The sequence below is a fragment of the Streptomyces sp. NPDC048277 genome, from assembly GCF_040652235.1.
GTDB lineage: Bacteria > Actinomycetota > Actinomycetes > Streptomycetales > Streptomycetaceae > Streptomyces.
The window spans coordinates 87,119-106,213 of record NZ_JBEZLQ010000032.1; the positions used below are offsets into that span (position 1 = coordinate 87,119).

Consider the following 19,095-nt stretch of genomic DNA (forward strand, 5'->3'; position numbering starts at 1 on the left):
CGGAGCTGTGATGCAGGACGTCGCCTCGCTGGTGGCCCAGGCCAGGGACGGCCGACCGCGTGCGGTGGCCCGGCTGATCTCACTGGTGGAGGGTGCGTCCCCGCAGCTCAGGGAGGTCATGGCGGCACTCGCGCCACTGACCGGAAACGCGTACGTGGTGGGCCTGACGGGCTCCCCTGGAGTCGGTAAGTCGACCTCGACCTCGGCCCTGGTGACCGCGTACCGCAAACAAGGCAAACGGGTCGGCGTCCTGGCCGTCGACCCGTCCTCCCCCTTCTCCGGGGGAGCCCTCCTCGGCGACCGGGTCCGGATGTCGGACCACGCTTCCGACCCGGGCGTCTACATCCGCTCGATGGCCACGCGGGGCCACCTGGGCGGCCTCGCCTGGTCGGCCCCCCAGGCCATCCGGGTCCTGGACGCGGCGGGCTGCGAGGTGATCCTGGTGGAGACGGTCGGGGTGGGCCAGTCGGAGGTCGAGATCGCCTCCCAGGCGGACACGAGCGTGGTCCTGCTCGCCCCCGGGATGGGCGACGGCATCCAGGCGGCCAAGGCCGGAATCCTGGAGATCGGCGACGTGTACGTCGTCAACAAGGCGGACCGGGACGGCGCGGACGCCACGGCCCGCGAACTGAACCACATGCTGGGCCTCGGCGAGTCCCGCGGCCCCGGCGACTGGCGCCCGCCGATCGTCAAGACGGTCGCCGCGCGGGCGGAGGGCATCGACGAGGTCCTGGAGGCCCTGGAGAAGCACCGCGCCTGGATGGAGGAGCGGGGCGTCCTGACGGAACGCCGTCTGGCCCGCGCCTCCCGCGAGGTCGAGACGATCGCGGTGACGGCGTTGCGGGAACGCATCGGCGACCTCCATGGAGACCGCCATCTGGGCGCCCTCGCGGAACGCATCGTGGCGGGCGAACTGGACCCGTACCGCGCGGCGGACGAGTTGGTGGCGGACCTCACGGAGAGCTGACCATGGCCGACCCTCCGCTTCCGCTGCTACCTTGACCGGCATGTTCCTCTCCCGTGCGTAAGAGCGCACCCCGCGCTGCGAGCACCCTGTGTGCCGCGGCGCGCTCCGGTGTCCCCTCTTCCGCCTCTGCCTGAGGAACCCACTCATGTCCGCGCCGGTTTCGTCGCGTCCTTCGCATGCCCGGCGGCCCTCCTACGCCGCCGTCCTGCGCGTCCCGCACGCGCGCCCCACCTTCCTGGCCGCCCTCGCGGCCCGGCTCTCCTACGGCACGGTCTCGCTGTCCGTGCTGCTGTCCGTGACCGGGGCGAGCGGCTCCTATGCCGTCTCCGGCCTGGTGATGGCCCTCTTCGGCGCCACGGTCGTCGTCCTGCTGCCCGTCCGGGCGACCCTGGTCGACCGCTACGGCCCCCGGCGCGCCCTGCCGCCGATGGCGGCCGTCTACAGCGCGCTGCTCTGCCTCCTGGCCGCCCTGACCTGGCGGCCGGGCGCACCACCGGCGGCCCTCGCCGTGGCCGCCGCGCTCACCGGCTGCGTCGCGCCGCCGCTCGGCCCCACGATGCGGGCGGTGTGGGGCCGGCTGGTCGACGACCCCGCCCTGCTGCGGCGCGCCTACAGCCTGGACGGGGTCGCCGAGGAACTGCTGTTCGTGTCGGGTCCGGCGCTGGTGGGCCTGCTGCTGCGCTTCGGCCCACCGCCGACGGGGCTGCTGCTGAGCGCGGTGCTGATGCCGGCCGGCACGTGTGTGTTCGTGATGTCGCCGGCGGTGCGGGGAGCGGTGCCGCCGAAGAACCCGAAGCGGGAGGCGGGCCGCCCGCCCGGCCGCTTCCCGGCGGCGCCGGTGGTCGCGGCTGCCGGCCTGGGCCTGGCGCTGAGCGCGGCGGACCTGCTGGTGATGGCGTTCGCCGAGCGGCGGTCGTACGGCGCCGGGGTCGTCCCCTGGGTACTGGCCGCGCTCTCGGCGGGCAGCGCGGTGGGAGGTCTCCTGAACGGCGCGGTGGAGTGGCGCCGCCCGGCGGGGGAGCGGCTGGCGTGGCTCACGGTGGGGCTGGGGGTGGCGTTGGCCGCGGCTGGTCTCGCGCCGGGGCTGTGGACGCTGGCGGGGGCCATGGCAGTGGCGGGGGTGTTCGTGGCGCCGACCCTGACGACGGCGTATCTGCTGGCCGATGAGACGGCGGCGGAGGGGGAGCGGACACGGGCCGGGGCGTGGGTGAACGCGGCGGTGAATGCCGGGAGTTCGGGGGGCTCCGTGGTGGCCGGTCTGCTGGTCGGACGGTTGTCGGTGGGGGTTTGCTTCGCACTGGCGGGAGGCGTCGCTCTGGCCACCGCCGTAGCGGTGCGGGCCGTCCTCCGGCTGCGGATGGGTGGGGGCTGGTCGCGCCCACGCGGCGGTAGCCGCACATCCGGTACGGCCCCGCGCCCCTGACGGGGCGCTGCAGCGGGCGGCGGACGAGGTCTGAACCCTCGTCCGCCGCTGCCTTCAGTCGTGGTTCGCCGTCACGGGCGCCCGCGCTGCCCCCGCAGGTGCTCGGCGATCGGCTTCAGGCCCTTGTCCAGCTCTGTCAGTGCCTCCGGCGACAGCAGGTCGATGAAGTGCCGTCGCACGGAGGCGACATGATGTGGCGCCACCTTCTTCATCAGCTCCATGCCGTGCTCGGTGAGGACGGCGAACAGCCCGCGGCGGTCGGACTCGCAGTTCTCGCGGCGGACCAGGTTCGCGTTCTCCATACGGGTGATCTGGTGCGAGAGCCGGCTCTTGGACTGGAGCGTCGCGGACGCGAGGTCGCTCATCCGCATCCGGTAGTCCTCCGACTCGGACAGGTTCACCAGGATCTCGTAGTCGTTCATCGTCAGTCCGAACGGCTGCAGATCCTTCTCGAGCTGGTACGTCAACAGCCTGTTGACCTCCAGGTGGGTGCGCCAGGCGCACTGCTCCGCATCGGTCAGCCAGCGCGTGGCCGTTTCGGTCTCCATGAATGAAGTCTACCTAAAATGTTGAAAGGCGAACTAGTGAGGGTGGTGTGACTGCGCGCACGCGTTCGACGTCACACTCCGCAGACTACCGCTCACAGCCCGAAGCGACGCTGGAGGTCCCCCAGCTGTCCGGGAAGGCGCGGTGTGCCCGATTGCTGTGGATGACCTGTGGAAGACCCTGCTCCGCCGGGCACTCCGGGCTCGTGCGGAACCGCTCCCGTGGCCTGCTCGGCCATCAGGGTTTCCGTGGACTGGAGCAGGACCGTACCCGCCCCCACGAACTCGAACTGATGCTCCTCCCCGGAGGCCCCGCCGAGGCCCGTCATCGCACGTAGACCGCCCATCACGCCGGTCATGTAGCCATGGTCGTAGTGATGGCAGGGGGAGGGGCAGTCGGCCCATCCCACCAGCGCCTGCGGGTCCACCCGGATCGGGGGTTCCATGAACACCACCGGACCGTTGGACGCGGCCACAAACTTTCCGGTTCCGATAAGGGTCAGAAAACCCGGAACGATCGATTGCTTCAGAGCGAGACTTGGCTGAAAAGCGAGCAGGTTGCCGGAGCGAATGGTCAGGTTGCCGTCGTCCAGGTCGTACGAGTTCACGTCGAAGGCCCGGTCGGCGAGGAGCATCTTGCCCGAGCCCTCCGCCACCACCCAGTCGCTCGCGTGCAGAGGCGAATGGAAGGACGTGCGGACCAGGCGGTCCAGGCGGCCGTGTCCCACGCCGTTGAAGTCGATCGAGCCGTAGTAGGCGATCATCTTCCCCTTCTGCAGGAACCACTGGCCGCTCTTGAGTTCCACGCAGAAGGTGTACTTGTTGACGTTGTCGTCGACGGGGAGGGTCATGGGGTCGTACACGACCGGGCCGGCCGCTCCGTATGCGCTCACAGCTTCTCCTCCGACGCCTGCACGTACACCATGCCGTTGCCGCTGAGCTCCAGCTGGAACGCCTCGCCGGAGCCGCGGCCCACCATCTCCCGCCAGCCGAGCGCGGTCGACAGCTTGTTGCGGACGTCGCCGTGGTGGGCGACATAGGCCTGCGGGTCGACATGGACCGGGCGCTGCGGGGTGATCGGGATCTCGAAGACCCCGCCGTGGGCCATCACGGCGACCGCCCCCTGGCCCTTGAGTGTGGTCGTGAACAGGCCCTGGCCGGTGACCTGGCCGCGCACCATGCCCATCACCCCGCCCTGGGAGCCCATGAACATCGTGCCCTGCTGGAGCGTGCCCTCGAAGGCGAGCAGCCGGTCCGCCTCGACGTAGAGGGTGTCGCCGGAGAGGCTGATCACGTGCACGTGGTGGCCGCCGTGCCCGAAGAAGACCGTGCCGCTGCCCTCGACGGTCATGAGGGGGGTCGCCTCGCCGGCGACCCGGCGGCCGAGCATCGACATCAGTCCGCCCTGGCCGCCCTGGATGTTGGGTGTGAAGGACACCTCGCCCTTGTACGCGAGCATCGCCCCGCGCTGGCTGTACAGCCGCTGCCCGGGGACGACGGTCGCCTCGACCATCTTGGAGTTCACCTCGCGCAGGGCCATGTCAGACGTCCCCCGCGATCGTGTTGCGCTCGCTCGGCTGTACGTACACCAGCCCGTCCCCCTCGAACCGGATCTGGAAGGCCTCGCCGCCGCCCTCGCCCAGGAACGTGCGGAATGTCACACCCGACTGGAAGGACTGGCGGACGTTGCCCTGGTGGGCGATGTAGGCACCCGGGTCGACGATCAGCGGGTACTGCTGACTCACCCGGAGCACCACCGCCGGGCCGTCCGACATGATCGCCGCCTGGCCGTGTCCCTCGACCGTGGTGGTGAACAGGCCGTTGCCCTGGGAGGCGCCGCGCAGGCCGGTGAACGTCGTGCCGGTGCGCAGGCCGGCGTCGGTCGCCAGCAGGTTGCTGGACTCGACGTACAGCTTGTCGCCCTGGAGGCCGACGAGGTTGATCTCGGACGCCCGGTCCGCGAACCAGCACGTCCCGTGCCCCTTCACCTCCATCACCGTCATCTGCTCGCCGGTGAGCCGCCGGGTCACCATCCCCCGCAGCCCCTCGCCGCCGCCGCTCAGCTTCTTGAACGCCATCTGCCCGTCGTACGCGACCATCGAGCCGTTCTTCGCCTTCACGGCGTCCCCGGTCATCTCGACGGCGAGCACCTTGCTGCCCTGAAGTCGGAACATCGCCACGCTGCGAAGGTAGTCGCAGGCGGACGGCGGCGACAGGTCCCTTGGGTGGACGTCACCCCGGATCCGTCCCCTAGGGGGCTGCCGCCGGTTCCAGGGAACCGGCCTCCCACCCCCGCGCCGGACCCGCGAGGCCCCTTTGCCACAATGGCTGAACGTTTGTGCTCGCGTTCACAAAGAGTGGACGTCTCTCCCACCGAAGGTGACTCGTGGACATCAAGACCGCCACCGCCATCCGCCGCCTCCGCCTGGTCTCCGCCCCGGAGGCCGTCTCGTTCCTGATCCTCCTCGTCTGCTCGGTGCTCAAGCGGACCACGGACTTCAACGCGGTGCCCGTGATGGGCGCGGTCCACGGTGTCCTGTTCGTCCTGTACGTGATCTTCTGGGCCGACGCCTGGAATCGCACCAAGTGGCCCCTGAAGACCGGCCTCCTCTACTTCCTCCTCTCCGTGCTGCCGACCGGCGGCTTCTTCGCCGAGCGCAAGCTGCGCCGCGAGGCCGAGGACGCGGTCATCGCGGCCCGTGCCCGCAAGGAAGGGGCCGTGAGCGCATGATCGTCGCCTTCTCCGTGACCCCGCTGGGCGTGGGCGAGGACGTCGGGGAGTACGTCGCCGACGCCGTCCGGGTGGTCCGCGAGTCCGGGCTGCCCAACCGCACCGACGCGATGTTCACCTCCGTCGAGGGCGAGTGGGACGAGGTCATGGACGTCGTCAGGCGTGCCGTCGCCGCCGTCGAGGAGCGTGCCCCGCGCGTCTCCCTGGTCCTCAAGGCGGACATCCGGCCCAGCGTCACCGACGGGCTCACCAGCAAGGTGGAGACGGTCGAGCGGTACCTCGCCGACTAGGGCCTGTCCGGCGGATCAAGTCGGAGGAAAACAGCGGCGCCTCATCAGCGCACGTGAGCGGGGGCGTGGGGGTACCTCCCGCGCGAGGTTGTTCGAGCGTGGGGGAGCGTCCAGCTGCAAGGCGGAGGAGGGCGTCGACGCGGTGGGGGCACCTCCCGGCCGAAGGCTGGGGGACGTCGGCAACCGACGACAACGCCGCTGGGGGTCCCCCCACGTCTTTAGGGCAGTGGGGGAGGGCGTGCCAGGCCCCGCGTCTCCGGCATGATCCGCCGGGCAGGCCCTAGCCAACTCCCGGCGGAACCCCGGCCCTTGGGCCGGGGTTTTCTTCTGCCCTGTGATTGAGCGATCGCTCAAAAACGGCTACCGTCGTCACCAGAGGGTTTGAGCACTCGCTCAAAAGGTGCCTGACGGGTACTCAACGGGCGCTCAGAGGACCAGGTGACGGGGGTACGGGACCAGTGGGGCTCTACATAGAGGCGCACATCCGCGCCGACCTCGACGAACTGTGGGCCCGCACCCAGGACCCGGCCCGGCACCGGCGCTGGGACCTGCGGTTCACCGAGATCGACTACCTTCCGCGCACGGTGGGCGAGCCGCAGCGCTTCCGTTACGCCACGCGCGTGCTGCCGTTTCTGACCATCGCGGGCACCGGCGTCTCGGCGGGGGAGAAGGAACGCCCCGACGGCACCCGCACCTCCGCCCTGCGGTTCGCCTGCCCGCACCCGCTCTCGCTGCTCGCCGAGGGCAGCGGCTACTGGCGGTACATCCCGTCCGCCGACGGCGTCCGCTTCCTCACCGGCTACGACTACCGCCCCCGCTGGGGCGCCTTCGGCGCGCTCGCCGACCGGCTGCTCCTGCGCCCCCTGATGGGCTGGGCGACCGCCTGGTCCTTCGACCGGCTGCGGCTGTGGCTGGAGCGCGGGATCAGCCCGGAACGGGCGCTGCGGAACTGGCTCGCCGAGCTGACGGTCCGGGCGCTGCTGATCGCCGGATGCGCGGCGGGCCTGAGCGAGGGACAGGTCCTCGGCGGGCTCTCGCCCACCGTCGCCTTCCCGCTCCCGCTCCTCCTCGTCGTCACCCTCTTCCTGGCCCTGTTCAAGTCGCCCCTGGCCACCACCCCCGCCGCCCGCCGCTGTCTGCGCACCCCGCCCGTCCGGGTGACCGCGCCCCGGGTCCTGTGCACCCTGGAGGAGCAGGCGTGACCTCGATGTTCCGTACCGTCCTCGGTCCCGACTTCGAGCGCCTGCACCCGCAGCTCCAGCGGCGCTTCTCGGTCGGTCTGGCGAGCGGCGAGGCCTGTACCGGCCGGGGGGTGATGGACCGGATCTGGCACGGCGGGGCCTTCGTGAAGCCGTTCCTGTCGCTCGGCACCACCCGCAACATCCTGGTTCCGCGCGAGGGCAGGAACATCCCGTTCAAGATCGAGAATGTTCCGTACGCGGACACCTTCGGCCGTGAGACGGTGACCTTCGTGCGCACCTTCGACCTGCCCGGCCGGGCCCGCCGCTTCGACGCCCAGATGGTGCTCAGTCCCAAGGGTGACCGCATCCTCGACTACCTCGGCACCCACCAGCACCTGGCCAGCGAACTGCACTTCCGCGCCGAGCCCGACGGCTCCCTGCTGATCCGTTCCGGCGAACACCGGTTCAGGGAGGGCCCGGTGGACGTCCGGGTCCCCGAACTCGTCGGCGCAGACGCCGAGGTGCGCGAATCGTACGACGACCACACCGGCCGCTTCCGTATCCAGGTCCGGGTCGTGAACCGCTACTTCGGGCCGCTCTTCGGCTACCAGGGCTCCTTCGAGGCGTCGTACACCGGCATCCGCGGCGGCGGGGTGCGGCGCGGGCTGCGGCCCGTCCGCGAGGAGCCCCGCGCGTGAGTCCGGAGACCGCCAAGTCCCAGGAGACGAAGAACAAACTGCTGGAGGGCGCGCTGCGGACGCTCACCGAGCAGGGGATCGCCAAGACGTCGGCCCGTACGGTGGCGGCGGCCGCCGGGGTCAACCAGGCGCTGGTCTTCTACCACTTCGGATCCATGGACGAACTCCTCGCCGCCGCCTGCCGGTACGGCGCCGAGCAGGCCGTCGCCCGCTTCCGGCCCCGCCTCGCCGAGGTCGGCTCGCTCTCCGAACTCCTCACCGTGGGACGGCAGATACACCAGGAGGCGCGCTCGGGCGGCCATGTCGCCCTGCTCGGCCAGCTGCTCGCCGGCGCCCAGACCCACGAGGCGCTCCGCCCCGCCACGGCGGCCGGGCTCGACCTGTGGATCGCCGAGGTCGAGACGGTGCTCGCCCGGGTCCTCGCGGCCACCCCGTTCGGCGAGTTCACCGACCCGGCCGGGCTCGCCCGCGCGGTCGCCGCGTCCTTCGTCGGCATCGAGCTGTACGAGGGCGTCGACGCACCAGGCGCCCACGCGGCCCTGGACGCCCTGGAACAACTCGGCGCACTGGTGGCCGCCCTGGACGAACTGGGCCCGGTCGCCCAGCGAGCGGTCCGCCACCACCTGCGCCGGGCCGGCCGCCGGTAGAGCCGGTAGGGCCGTCAGGGCCGTCGCGGCTCGGGCGGCAGATGCCGGACCAGCAGCGCGACGGCCTCCCCCGCCGTCGCGGGCTCGCCCAGTCTGATGAAGTCGGACGAGTGGACCGTGTAGGGCGCCGGGCCGTAGAGGACGTAGGGGAAGCGCTCGCCGGGATGTTCGTCGGCCTGCCCGTCGCGCAAGAAGTGCAGGGCGCCGTGGCTCGGCCAGGGGTACAGGGCGCGCAGCAGTGGCTCGGCGTGGGCCGCGTGCGCGATCTCCACCAGTTCGTCGTCCAGGTAGCCCCGGGTGTGCGGGCGTCGCTCGAGGAGCCACCGCCAGGCGGTGGCCGCGTCCGGTGCTTCGGCCATGGACCTCATCGTGGCACGCCTCAGCCGCCCGGTGTCCCGGCCGCCAGTGCGATGCCCAGCGGAGTCCGTTCGTACAGCACCTGGTGGCCGTAGCGGCGTGCGGTGAGCAGGCCCGTGGCGCGCAGTACCGACAGGTGCGCGGAGACAGAGGAGGGGGCCAGGCGGAGGCGGTGGGCGAGGGCCGTGGTGGTGGCGGGTTCGGCGAGGGCGGTGAGGACGGCGGCCCGGCCGCGGCCCAGCAGCCGTACCAGGGAGTCGGGCGTGTCCTCGGCCGGGTCGGTCCACAGGCCGCCGATGCCCCGGGCCGGGTAGACCAGCGTGGGCCGTGCGGGCGGGTCGAAGGTGCTGATCACGTCCGGCCAGGCGAACACGCTCGGCATCAGCACCAGACCCTGCCCGCCCAGGCGCCGCTCGTACACGCCGGCCGACTCCACGGTCAGCCTCCCGGCCCGCCAGCCCACGCGCCGGTGCAGCTCCGGCAGCAGCCCGCCCAGGCCGACCTCCGCGAGCCGCCGGGAGTGGAAGGCGATGTCCGCCTCCAGCAGGGCGCGCAGCCGGGGCCAGTCCGGGGCCACCAGGACCTCCCAGGCCCGCGCGAGCGCCTCCGTCAGCTCCCGCACCATGCGCGCCGGATCGGCCAGCCAGGCGCGGGCCGTCGCCGACTCCCGCGCGCCCGGGGTGTCGGCGAGCGAGCGCGCGGTGTCGGCGCGGGCCGTCTCCGGGTCCACCGCCCGCAGCGCCGCCAGCTCCTCCTCGACGGAGGCGGCCGGGCCGGTCGGCGGGGGCAACAGCCAGTCGGGGGTGTGGCCGCGCCGCGGCATCAGCAGCCACAGCGGGGTCAGGTCGAGACCGGCGGCGACCGTCCGGATCCGCCGCAGCCAGGGCGCGTGATAGCCGTGCCGGTCCGGCCGCCGCAGGGTGCGCACCGCCTCCTGCGTCTCCCACAGCGGCGACACGGCGAACCGGCACCGGAGGAAGTCGTCCTCGTCGAAGTGGAGGTGGGAGGGCATGGCGGGGTCCCGTACACAGGAGCGGAAGATTCGGCTGGAACCGAAACTCTAAGCGGTCGGCCCCGGCGCGGGCACGCTGCCGTCCATGTCCGCGCCCGTTCTGCAGCAGCCCGTCGGCTACGGCCGTGTCCTCTCCGTTCCCGAGTTCCGTGCCGTCTTCGCCGCCCATGTCCTGTCCATGCTCGGCGTGATCGTCAGCGAGATCGCGCTGTCCGTGCTGGTGTACGACCTCACGGCGTCGCCGCTGCTCAGCGCGCTGACCTTCGCGCTCGGCTTTCTGCCGTACCTGGTCGGCGGCACGCTGCTCGCCGGGGTCGGCGACCGCCACCCGGCCCGGCGGGTGCTGGTGGTCTGCGACCTGGTGTGCGCGGCGTGCGTGGCCGTGATGGCGGTGCCGGGGACCGGGATCGGGGTGCTGCTCGCGCTGCGCTGCGCCCTCGCCGTCGTCTCACCGGTGTTCGCCGGCACCCGGATGGCGACCCTCTCCGACATCCTCGGCGGCGGCGACCTGTTCGTACTCGGCCGCTCCCTGCTGCGGATCGTCGCGCAGAGCGCGCTGCTCGTCGGCTACGGCCTCGGCGGGCTCCTCCTCGCCGTCCTCGCCCCGCGCCACGCGCTGCTGATCACCGTCGCCGGCTTCCTCGCCTCGGCCGCACTGCTTCGCCTGGGCACGCGGCACCGCCCGGCGCGGGGCGGGCGGGCCCGGGAGCGTGCCGGCACCCGCCGGCTCCTCTCCGACCCCCGTGTCCGCCGCCTTCTCCTCCTCTTCTGGATACCGGCGATGTTCGCCGTCGTACCCGAGGCGCTCGCCGCCCCCTACGCCGACGCGCTCGGCGCCGGATCCCCCGGCCTCGGCCTGCTGATGTGCGCGCTGCCGGTCGGCACGGTCGCCGGGGAGCTCTTCGCGGGGGCACGGCTCGGTCCGGCCGCCCGGGAGCGGATCGCCCTTCCGCTGGTCTGCCTCACCCTGCTGCCGTACCTGGGCTACGCCCTGCACCCCTCGCTCGCGGTCTCGCTGCTGCTCCTGCTGGCGGCGGGGGCCGGGTCGGCGTACACGCTGGGCCTGGACCAGTGGTTCGTACGGGCCGTGCCCGAGGAACTGCGCGGGCGGGCCATGACCGTGCTCAGCGCGGGCCTGATGACGATCCAGGGCGTCGGCATGACGCTGGCGGGGGTGGCGGCGGAAGTGGTGGGGGTGCGGGCCGCCGTGGCGGGGGCCGGGGCGCTGGGGGCGGTGTGCTGCTGCGGCCTCGCGGTGGCCGCCCGGCGGGGGGCGCGGTCGGCTTCGTCGTAGAACTGACCGAAAGCGCGGACCTGACGGAAAGCGCGGACCTGACCGAAAGCCGAGACACTGCTGACCGGTATATGACCGGCCGGTAGGGTCGGTGGCGTGCCCAAGCCTCTCAGTCTTCCCTTCGACCCCATCGCACGTGCCGACGATCTCTGGAAGCAGCGCTGGGGGAACGTACCGTCGATGGCCGCGATCACCTCGATCATGCGGGCCCAGCAGATCCTGCTGTCCGAGGTCGACGCGGTGGTCAAGCCGTACGGGCTGACGTTCGCGCGCTACGAGGCGCTGGTGCTGCTGACCTTCTCCAAGGCCGGCGAGCTGCCGATGTCGAAGATCGGCGAGCGTCTGATGGTGCACCCGACCTCGGTGACGAACACCGTCGACCGGCTGGTGAGGTCCGGTCTGGTCGACAAGCGGCCCAACCCCAACGACGGGCGCGGCACGCTCGCCTCCATCACCGAGAAGGGCCGCGAGGTCGTCGAGGCGGCCACCCGCGACCTGATGGCGATGGACTTCGGGCTCGGGGTGTACGACGCCGAGGAGTGCGCGGAGATCTTCGCGATGCTGCGGCCGCTGCGGGTCTCGGCGCACGACTTCGACGAGGAGTGAATCCGCGTCCCGTGCAGCGGTGACCCGGGGCAAGATCTCCCGGAACGGGTGGTTACGCTCGTCCCCATGAAAAAGAGCGTGCTGACCCGCTACCGCGTCCTGGCCTATGTCACCGGTGTGCTGCTGGTGCTGCTGTGCCTGAGCATGATCGCCAAGTACGGGCTGGACATCGACGGTGCGGCCGACGTCACGCGGGTCGTCGCCATCGCGCACGGCTGGCTCTACGTCGTCTACCTGGTCTTCGCCTTCGACCTGGGCTCCAAGGCGAAGTGGCCGGTCGGCAAGCAGCTGTGGGTGCTGCTGGCGGGGACGATCCCGACGGCCGCCTTCTTCGTCGAGCGCAAGGTCACCCGCGAGCTCGACGCCAAGGTGACCGAGGGCACCCCGGTCGCGGCCAAGGCCTAGATCCCGGCTTCACCGCCGTACGGACACCCGTGCGGCGGTTCTCCGTCGACATTTACTTGGACGTCCTAGTAAATTCGAGGGTATGGACGCTGACGCCATCGAGGAGGGCCGCCGACGCTGGCAGGCCCGCTACGACGCGGCCCGTACCCGGGACGCGGACTTCACCACGCTCTCCGGTGACCCCGTGGAGCCGGTGTACGGGCCCCGGCCGGGGGACACCTACGAGGGTTTCGGGCGGATCGGCTGGCCGGGGGAGTACCCCTTCACGCGCGGGCTGTATCCGACCGGCTACCGCGGGCGGACCTGGACCATCCGCCAGTTCGCCGGGTTCGGCAACGCCGAGCAGACCAACGAGCGCTACAAGATGATCCTCGGCAACGGGGGCGGCGGCCTGTCCGTGGCCTTCGACATGCCCACCCTCATGGGGCGCGACTCCGACGACCCGCGCTCGCTCGGCGAGGTCGGGCACTGCGGGGTGGCCGTCGACTCCGCCGCCGACATGGAGGTCCTGTTCAAGGACATCCCGCTGGGTGACGTCACGACGTCGATGACGATCAGCGGTCCGGCCGTCCCGGTCTTCTGCATGTACCTGGTCGCCGCCGAGCGGCAGGGCGTCGACCCGTCGGTCCTCAACGGCACGCTCCAGACCGACATCTTCAAGGAGTACATCGCCCAGAAGGAGTGGCTCTTCCAGCCCGAGCCGCACCTTCGGCTGATCGGCGACCTGATGGAGTACTGCGCGGCCGGCATCCCCGCGTACAAGCCGCTGTCCGTGTCCGGCTACCACATCCGCGAGGCGGGGGCGACGGCCGCGCAGGAGCTGGCGTACACGCTCGCCGACGGCTTCGGGTACGTCGAACTGGGCCTCAGCCGCGGCCTGGACGTCGACGTCTTCGCACCCGGCCTCTCCTTCTTCTTCGACGCGCACGTCGATTTCTTCGAGGAGATCGCCAAGTTCCGCGCCGCGCGCCGGATCTGGGCCCGGTGGATGCGGGACGTCTACGGCTCCCGGTCCGACAAGTCCCAGTGGCTGCGCTTCCACACGCAGACCGCGGGCGTCTCGCTGACCGCCCAGCAGCCGTACAACAACGTGGTGCGTACGGCCGTGGAGGCGCTGGCCGCGGTGCTCGGCGGGACCAACTCGCTGCACACCAACGCCCTCGACGAGACCCTCGCGCTGCCGAGCGAGCAGGCCGCCGAGATCGCCCTGCGCACCCAGCAGGTGCTCATGGAGGAGACCGGGGTCGCCAACGTGGCGGATCCGCTGGGCGGTTCCTGGTACGTCGAGCAGCTGACGGACCGGATCGAGGCCGACGCGGAGAAGATCTTCGACCGGATCAAGGAGCGGGGGCTGCGCGCCCACCCGGACGGGCGGCACCCGATCGGGCCGGTCACCTCGGGCATCCTGCACGGGATCGAGGACGGCTGGTTCACCGGCGAGATCGCCGAGTCCGCGTTCCGGTACCAGCAGGCGCTGGAGAAGGGCGACAAGCGGGTCGTCGGCGTCAACGTCCACACCGGGTCCGTCACCGGGGACCTGGAGATCCTGCGGGTCTCGCACGAGGTGGAGCGGGAGCAGGTGCGGGTGCTGGGCGAGCGGAAGGCCGCGCGCGACGAGGGCGCGGTGCGCGCCGCCCTGGACGCGATGCTGGGCGCCGCCCGGTCCGGCGCCAACATGATCGAGCCGATGCTGGACGCCGTACGGGCCGAGGCGACCCTGGGCGAGATCTGCGGGGTGCTGCGGGACGAGTGGGGGGTGTACACGGAGCCGGCGGGGTTCTAGGCGCCGTTGCCCGCTGCCCCGGGCTGCTGTGAGCCGAGGCCCTGCAGCAGTACCCGGGTGAAATCGCGTACCCACGCCTCGTTCGCCGGTTTGCCGCTCATCAGGGTGCGGTGGACCACCGCACCCGCCACCATGTCGAAGATCAGGTCCACCGTGCGGGCGGCCTCCTCCGGGTCCGGCTCCGTGGGGAGTTCGCCGCGGCACTGGGCCCGGGCCCGGCCCTCCAGTACCAGTCGCTTCTGGCGGTCCACGATGGAGGCGCGGATGCGTTCCCGCAGTGCCTCGTCCCGGGTCGACTCGGCCACCGCCGCCATCAGTCCGCTCTTCGCCTCGGGCCGGTCCAGGATCGCCGCGAACTGGAGCACCACGCCCTCGATGTCGTCGGCCAGGCTGCCGCGGTCGGGGAGTTCGAGTTCGTCGAACAGCTCCGCCACCGCGTCGACCACGAGTTCGTTCTTGCCGGCCCAGCGGCGGTACAGGGTCGTCTTCGCGACCCCGGCCCGCGTGGCCACGTCTCCCAAGGTGAGCTTGGACCAGCCCAGTTCGACCAGCGCCTGGCGCGTCGCCGCCAGGATCGCCGCGTCCGCGGCGGCGCTGCGCGGGCGTCCGGTGCGGCTGGCGGGGGTGCGGCTCTGCATCCCACGACCATAACCGGCGGTTCATGTGATGCCGTGAGGGAGATCACCGGAATGTGGTGTCGCGGGGGTTCCCGGGGGCATTACGCTACGGGTCGTAGCGAAAGCTGCGGCGGATCGTCGGACCTGGCTTTCACAACGCTTTTCACACACGCGCGGGAACGGGGGAGGATAGACGCATGCAGCCACGGAACATGTCCATGAGCGGCGTCGTCGACCTCGCCGCGGTGAAGGCGGCCCAGGAGGCCAAGGCCAAGGCCGAGCAGACGCGCGCCGAAGCGGCCCGGCAGGGTGGTACCGGTGCCGTCTCCCCGGCCGATCTGGTCATCGACGTCGACGAAGCCGGCTTCGAGCGCGATGTCCTGCAGCGGTCCGCCGAAGTCCCCGTCGTCATCGACTTCTGGGCCGAGTGGTGTCAGCCCTGCAAGCAGCTGAGCCCGGTCCTGGAGCGTCTCGCCGTCGAGTACAACGGCCGCTTCCTGCTCGCCAAGATCGACGTCGACGCCAACCAGATGCTGATGCAGCAGTTCGGGATCCAGGGGATCCCGGCGGTGTTCGCCGTCGTCGCCGGGCAGGCCCTGCCGCTCTTCCAGGGGGCGGCGGGCGAGGAGCAGATCCGCGGCACCCTCGACCAGTTGGTCCAGGTCGCCGAGCAGCGCTTCGGCCTGACCGGGCTCGTCGTCGATCCGGACGCGCAGCCGGGCGCCGCCCCGGCCGGGCCCGTGATGCCGGCCGGTCCCTACGACGCGCTCCTCGAAGCCGCCGTCCAGGCGCTGGACGCGGGTGACCTGGGCGGTGCGATCCAGGCGTACCAGAACGTGCTGAGCGACGACCCCGCCAACAGCGAGGCCCAGTTGGGGCTCGCGCAGGCCGAGTTGCTCAAGCGCGTCCAGGGCATGGACCCGCAGCGGGTGCGCAAGGAGGCGGCCGAGAAGCCGGCCGACGCCGGGGCGCAGATCGCCGCCGCCGACCTGGACCTGGTGGGCGGCCATGTCGAGGACGCCTTCGGGCGGCTGATCGAGACCGTGCAGCGGACGGCCGGGGACGACCGGGATGCCGTACGGCGGCGGCTCCTTGAGCTCTTCGAGGTCGTCGGCACCGACGATCCGCGGGTCGTGGGCGCGCGCCGGGCGCTGGCGCGGGCGCTGTTCTGAACACAGTTCTGACCAGTCGCTAAACGTCACGTCCTGTGGTGCCCGAGTGAAAGATTTGCCGACGAGATGTCACAGCGGCCGCTCTTTACCAAATCTTGGTAATCGCGGCTGCTGTTACTCGGAGTAAATCAGGGGCGTTGATCTGTCTGATTCCGTCCAGGGATCAACTGCTTTGCTCTGCCCCTGGATGCCACCCAGAGTCGCTCTCCGAGACCAGCGGGTCGTCCTTCGGTTATCCGCCCGTTACTACCCAGTAACGAAGCCCCTTGTGCGGGCGGCGAGAATGCACCACGATCGGCGACGCTCGGTCCAATCCCGTACCCCGACAACCAGTCGGGTGCGCGGGTTCATCTGGGTCCCCACCGAGCAGAGTCGGCGGCAGTGGCGCCGGCTCTTGGGCAGGGGGGTCTTCGCCCTGAGGCGAAGCCTGTCCAGCAAGGTTGTGCGTGATGCGTGTCAGGCGCGACCAGTGGTTGTCGCTCGGGGGTGATCGCCGGTGATCGAGGTGCGGTTCGCGCCTGTGAACTCGGGCGCTCCCCTTCCGAGGACGTAGCACTTCTCCCATCCCTGCCCGGCCGAGCCGCCGTCGGTGGCGATCCGGGGCCAGGAGATGTACGTCCGAGAAGGAGGAAATATGGAGTCCCAGGTGCGTGGCGGGACCAGATGGAAGCGGTTCGCTGTGGTCATGGTGCCCAGCGTCGCCGCCACGGCGTGTATAGGTGTCGCCCTCGCGCAGGGCGCTCTCGCCGCGTCGTTCAGCGTGTCGGGCCAGCAGTTCAAGGTCTCGGCCGACTCGCTCGAGGGTGATGGCTTCGAGCAGTACGGTGCTGTCGACATGGGCAGCAGCGCCACCAAGGCGAACACCCACCCGGTGGCGGTGTCGGCGTTCAACAGCGCGACCATCACCAACCTGTGTCAGTCCGTGGTCACGCCGAACGTGCCGTTCTTCGGGAACGTCAGCCTGATCCTGCACGCGGGCACCGACACGAACAAGCCGGTCGAGGCCACCAAGCTGTACATCGACCTCGACGACCTCACCGCGGACGCGACGTTCACCAACATCAACATCGGTGTCGCCGCCGGAAGCATGAGCAAGGGTCCTGGCATCAAGCAGGACGAGGTCAGCAAGGGGCTGACCAACCCGAACGGGTTCGGGCAGGAGGCGGACCACGCCTCGCTGACCGGCGTGAAGCAGACGGCGTGGGCCACCACCGCCGGAACCTTCAAGCTGAGCGGTCTGCACATGTCCGTCTCGACTTCGGGCGCGGAGTGCTACTAAGCACTCCGTGACGGGCGGGGGAGCTGCTGGCACCCCCGCCCGTCCACCTTCCGCCCACGGTCTTCACGCGCGGTACACCGCACCACCACCGCGCCAGAGCAACACCACCACAGCACCACACCACAGCAACGCCGCACCAGGGAGCTGTTTTCCATGAGCGCCGAGACCCCTGCCGCCGCACCCGGCCAGTTCACCCGCCGGAGGCTGCAGTTCCGCGCCTGGCGGGGCACGCGGCCGTTCTGGGCCGGTCTGTACATCCTGCTCGCCGGCTTTCCGATCATGTACTTCCCGTACGCGCATCTCCAGCTCGGCAGCCTGACGGTGGCGATGTCGACCACCGCGGGCGCCGGATCCCTGATCATCGGCGTGCTGCTCGTCGTCCTGGGCATCAGCCTCTGGTTCCAGAAGCACATCCGCACGTTCGCGGGAGTCGCCGCGATCCTGCTGGCGCTGGTGTCCCTCCCCGTCTCCAACTTCGGCGGCTTCATCATGGGCTTCGTGCTCGCCCTGATCGGCGGAGCGATGGCCGTGGCCTGGGGGCCGGGTGTGCCCAAGCAGCCGCAGCCGGAGGGCGACGTCCCGCCGGCCGGGGACGACACCCCCGACGAGGTCACGTACTTCACGGGCTCGGACGGTGTGGGCCACGAGGCATCCTCCCAGGGCCCCGGTGCGCTGGGGGAGAACGACCTGTCAGGAACGAGCCCGGTGAACGGGGCGAACGGGAGGCACAGTGCCGGCTGACGAGGTGACCCACGGGACTGATGTGGACGAGTCCCGTGTGAGAACCGGGCCGCGCCATGCGGCACCCAGGAAGCCGCTGTTCACCAGGTTCCACATGCCGGCGGGCAAGGCGATAGCCTCCGTGGCGATGCCGACGGCCGTGCTCATGGGCTTCGGGTTCACATCGACGCTCGCGATCGCCGACACCAACAACACGTCGTCGACGTCGAACAGTCAGAAGGCCGACGAGTACAAGGACTGCGTCTCCGCTCTGGACTCCGCCTCGCCCTCCGCGAGCGCGAGCGACGACTCCACGTCCTCGGCCACGCCGTCCGCCACGGCGTCGGCCGACACGAAGGACTCGGCGTCGTCCGGCACGTCGTCCTCGTCGGATTCAGGTTCCGACGACACGGCCACGCCGACGCCGTCCGCGTCCAAGTCGTCCTCGACGTCCGGTGATTCGTCGTCCTCGGGTTCGTCGGACTCGTCCGGCTCCGGCAGTACGGCGACCGCGTCGCCGTCCGCCTCCGCGAGCAGCAGCGGCGATGGTGGCCTGCTGGACTCGATCGGGAACGCGATCAGCGGCATCCTGAGCGGCGGCAGCACGACGACCTCGTCCTCGTCGGACTCCACCGCGAGCGCGACCCCGTCGCCGTCGGCCTCCGCGTCCTCGGACTCGTCGTCCTCGTCCGGCAAGGACAGCAGCGCCTCCGACACCGCCAAGGACACGGTCTCCAAGACCGCCAAGACGGTCACGGACACCGTGAAGGACACCACCGACACGGCGACCAAGGCGGCCGCCGAGGTCACCAAGGCCGCCGAGGACGCCACCTCCAGCGCCTCGCCGAGCCCGTCCGCGAGCTCCAGCACCTCCGCCGACAACTGCGACGCCGCCACCGACGACGTGAGCGGTGTCGACAACAAGGTGTCGGTGGCCGACGACCCCTGGTACCTGAACGCCAGCTCGCTGCTGCTGAAGAGCGCCGACTACAAGGGCATCGTCGAGGTGAGGACGGCCAGCGGCAAGACGAAGAAGGTGCTGAAGTACGTCATCTCCGGCGGCACCGACATCGGCGACCTGCACCAGACCGTCAAGGACACGAAGATCGGCAAGACCTATCACGTGCAGGCGGCCAGCGGCTCGACGTCCACGATCCGCGACGGCGACACGACGATGTACACGGAGTCCATCTCCGGGAACCTGTTCGGCCTGATCCCGATCACGTTCACCCCGGACAGCCCGCCGCCGCTGAACATTCCGCTGATCTACTTCACCAACGTGAAGGTCGTCCAGGCGGGCCAGTTCGGAGGCACCCTGCACGTGCCCGGGATGCACGTGTACACCACCGACGGAACCAGCTGACCGTC

General features: G+C 70.9%; 22 protein-coding genes. 15 read left to right on the top strand and 7 right to left on the bottom strand.

The window, feature by feature from the left end; genetic code table 11:
* The first annotated feature begins 10 nt into the window (after positions 1 to 10).
* Together meaB and AB0D85_RS44510 are read left to right on the top strand one after the other, a co-directional pair.
* A complete protein-coding gene (gene meaB, locus AB0D85_RS44505; RefSeq protein WP_362334454.1) occupies positions 11 to 967 on the top strand; it encodes a methylmalonyl Co-A mutase-associated GTPase MeaB in 957 nt (318 codons plus the stop codon).
* 145 nt (positions 968 to 1,112) lie between these two features.
* Positions 1,113 to 2,390 carry an MFS transporter gene (locus AB0D85_RS44510; RefSeq protein WP_362334457.1) on the top strand — a complete coding sequence of 426 codons (1,278 nt, stop codon included), beginning with the start codon at positions 1,113 to 1,115 and terminating at the stop codon, positions 2,388 to 2,390.
* Between the two features lie 71 nt (positions 2,391 to 2,461).
* Here AB0D85_RS44510 and AB0D85_RS44515 read toward each other — a convergent pair whose 3' ends face one another.
* From AB0D85_RS44515 to AB0D85_RS44530, 4 genes are all read right to left on the bottom strand, one after another.
* Positions 2,462 to 2,938, bottom strand: coding sequence for a MarR family transcriptional regulator (locus AB0D85_RS44515; protein ID WP_362334460.1), 477 nt, complete (start codon positions 2,936 to 2,938; stop codon positions 2,462 to 2,464).
* Positions 2,939 to 3,030: 92 nt separating this feature from the next.
* Positions 3,031 to 3,828: an AIM24 family protein gene (locus tag AB0D85_RS44520; protein ID WP_362334463.1), complete on the bottom strand. Its 798-nt coding sequence runs from the start codon at positions 3,826 to 3,828 to the stop codon at positions 3,031 to 3,033.
* A complete protein-coding gene (locus AB0D85_RS44525; RefSeq protein ID WP_362334466.1) occupies positions 3,825 to 4,475 on the bottom strand; it encodes an AIM24 family protein in 651 nt (216 codons plus the stop codon). Before AB0D85_RS44525 ends, AB0D85_RS44520 begins: the two co-directional genes overlap by 4 nt.
* 1 nt (position 4,476) lies before the next feature.
* A complete protein-coding gene (locus tag AB0D85_RS44530) occupies positions 4,477 to 5,109 on the bottom strand; it encodes an AIM24 family protein (protein WP_362334592.1) in 633 nt (210 codons plus the stop codon).
* A 212-nt stretch (positions 5,110 to 5,321) separates the two neighbouring features.
* Here AB0D85_RS44530 and AB0D85_RS44535 point away from each other — a divergent pair, with 212 nt between their 5' ends.
* The 5 genes from AB0D85_RS44535 (at position 5,322) to AB0D85_RS44555 (ending at position 8,482) form a co-directional block, all read left to right on the top strand.
* Complete coding sequence (locus tag AB0D85_RS44535; protein WP_362334469.1) at positions 5,322 to 5,666, top strand: DUF3817 domain-containing protein; 345 nt, start codon at positions 5,322 to 5,324, stop codon at positions 5,664 to 5,666.
* A complete protein-coding gene (locus tag AB0D85_RS44540; protein ID WP_362334472.1) occupies positions 5,663 to 5,956 on the top strand; it encodes an MTH1187 family thiamine-binding protein in 294 nt (97 codons plus the stop codon). The genes AB0D85_RS44535 and AB0D85_RS44540 overlap by 4 nt, the downstream gene beginning before the upstream one ends.
* Before the next feature lie 458 nt (positions 5,957 to 6,414).
* On the top strand, positions 6,415 to 7,158 hold the full coding sequence (locus AB0D85_RS44545) for a hypothetical protein (RefSeq protein WP_362334475.1): 744 nt from the start codon (positions 6,415 to 6,417) through the stop codon (positions 7,156 to 7,158).
* Entirely contained in the window at positions 7,155 to 7,835 is a 681-nt protein-coding gene (locus AB0D85_RS44550) for a DUF4166 domain-containing protein (RefSeq protein ID WP_362334478.1), read from the top strand. Before AB0D85_RS44545 ends, AB0D85_RS44550 begins: the two co-directional genes overlap by 4 nt.
* Complete coding sequence (locus AB0D85_RS44555; protein ID WP_362334481.1) at positions 7,832 to 8,482, top strand: TetR/AcrR family transcriptional regulator; 651 nt, start codon at positions 7,832 to 7,834, stop codon at positions 8,480 to 8,482. The genes AB0D85_RS44550 and AB0D85_RS44555 overlap by 4 nt, the downstream gene beginning before the upstream one ends.
* A 14-nt stretch (positions 8,483 to 8,496) precedes the next feature.
* On the opposite strand, the gene AB0D85_RS44560 is transcribed toward AB0D85_RS44555, so the two are convergent.
* A complete protein-coding gene (locus AB0D85_RS44560) occupies positions 8,497 to 8,841 on the bottom strand; it encodes a DUF6193 family natural product biosynthesis protein (RefSeq protein ID WP_362334484.1) in 345 nt (114 codons plus the stop codon).
* A gap of 20 nt (positions 8,842 to 8,861) precedes the next feature.
* A complete protein-coding gene (locus tag AB0D85_RS44565) occupies positions 8,862 to 9,851 on the bottom strand; it encodes a DUF5937 family protein (RefSeq protein WP_362334487.1) in 990 nt (329 codons plus the stop codon).
* Positions 9,852 to 9,936: 85 nt separating this feature from the next.
* Between AB0D85_RS44565 and AB0D85_RS44570 the strand changes: the two genes are divergently transcribed.
* The 4 genes from AB0D85_RS44570 to AB0D85_RS44585 all read left to right on the top strand — a co-directional run bounded on the left by AB0D85_RS44570 (position 9,937) and on the right by AB0D85_RS44585 (position 13,939).
* Entirely contained in the window at positions 9,937 to 11,145 is a 1,209-nt protein-coding gene (locus AB0D85_RS44570; protein WP_362334490.1) for an MFS transporter, read from the top strand.
* Between the two features lie 96 nt (positions 11,146 to 11,241).
* Positions 11,242 to 11,751, top strand: coding sequence for a MarR family transcriptional regulator (locus AB0D85_RS44575; protein WP_362334493.1), 510 nt, complete (start codon positions 11,242 to 11,244; stop codon positions 11,749 to 11,751).
* A 66-nt stretch (positions 11,752 to 11,817) separates the two neighbouring features.
* Entirely contained in the window at positions 11,818 to 12,156 is a 339-nt protein-coding gene (locus AB0D85_RS44580; RefSeq protein ID WP_362334496.1) for a DUF3817 domain-containing protein, read from the top strand.
* An 82-nt stretch (positions 12,157 to 12,238) separates the two neighbouring features.
* A complete protein-coding gene (locus AB0D85_RS44585) occupies positions 12,239 to 13,939 on the top strand; it encodes a methylmalonyl-CoA mutase family protein (protein ID WP_362334499.1) in 1,701 nt (566 codons plus the stop codon).
* On the opposite strand, the gene AB0D85_RS44590 is transcribed toward AB0D85_RS44585, so the two are convergent.
* Positions 13,936 to 14,577: a TetR/AcrR family transcriptional regulator gene (locus AB0D85_RS44590; protein ID WP_362334502.1), complete on the bottom strand. Its 642-nt coding sequence runs from the start codon at positions 14,575 to 14,577 to the stop codon at positions 13,936 to 13,938. The two genes, AB0D85_RS44585 and AB0D85_RS44590, sit on opposite strands and share 4 nt — an antisense overlap.
* A gap of 176 nt (positions 14,578 to 14,753) precedes the next feature.
* Between AB0D85_RS44590 and AB0D85_RS44595 the strand changes: the two genes are divergently transcribed.
* The 4 genes from AB0D85_RS44595 to AB0D85_RS44610 all read left to right on the top strand — a co-directional run bounded on the left by AB0D85_RS44595 (position 14,754) and on the right by AB0D85_RS44610 (position 19,090).
* Positions 14,754 to 15,728 carry a tetratricopeptide repeat protein gene (locus tag AB0D85_RS44595; RefSeq protein WP_362334505.1) on the top strand — a complete coding sequence of 325 codons (975 nt, stop codon included), beginning with the start codon at positions 14,754 to 14,756 and terminating at the stop codon, positions 15,726 to 15,728.
* Positions 15,729 to 16,362: 634 nt separating this feature from the next.
* A complete protein-coding gene (locus AB0D85_RS44600) occupies positions 16,363 to 17,007 on the top strand; it encodes a DUF6230 family protein (protein ID WP_362334509.1) in 645 nt (214 codons plus the stop codon).
* Positions 17,008 to 17,160: 153 nt separating this feature from the next.
* Entirely contained in the window at positions 17,161 to 17,748 is a 588-nt protein-coding gene (locus tag AB0D85_RS44605; protein WP_362334512.1) for a DUF6114 domain-containing protein, read from the top strand.
* Positions 17,738 to 19,090 carry a hypothetical protein gene (locus AB0D85_RS44610; RefSeq protein WP_362334516.1) on the top strand — a complete coding sequence of 451 codons (1,353 nt, stop codon included), beginning with the start codon at positions 17,738 to 17,740 and terminating at the stop codon, positions 19,088 to 19,090. The genes AB0D85_RS44605 and AB0D85_RS44610 overlap by 11 nt, the downstream gene beginning before the upstream one ends.
* Positions 19,091 to 19,095 lie beyond the last annotated feature (5 nt).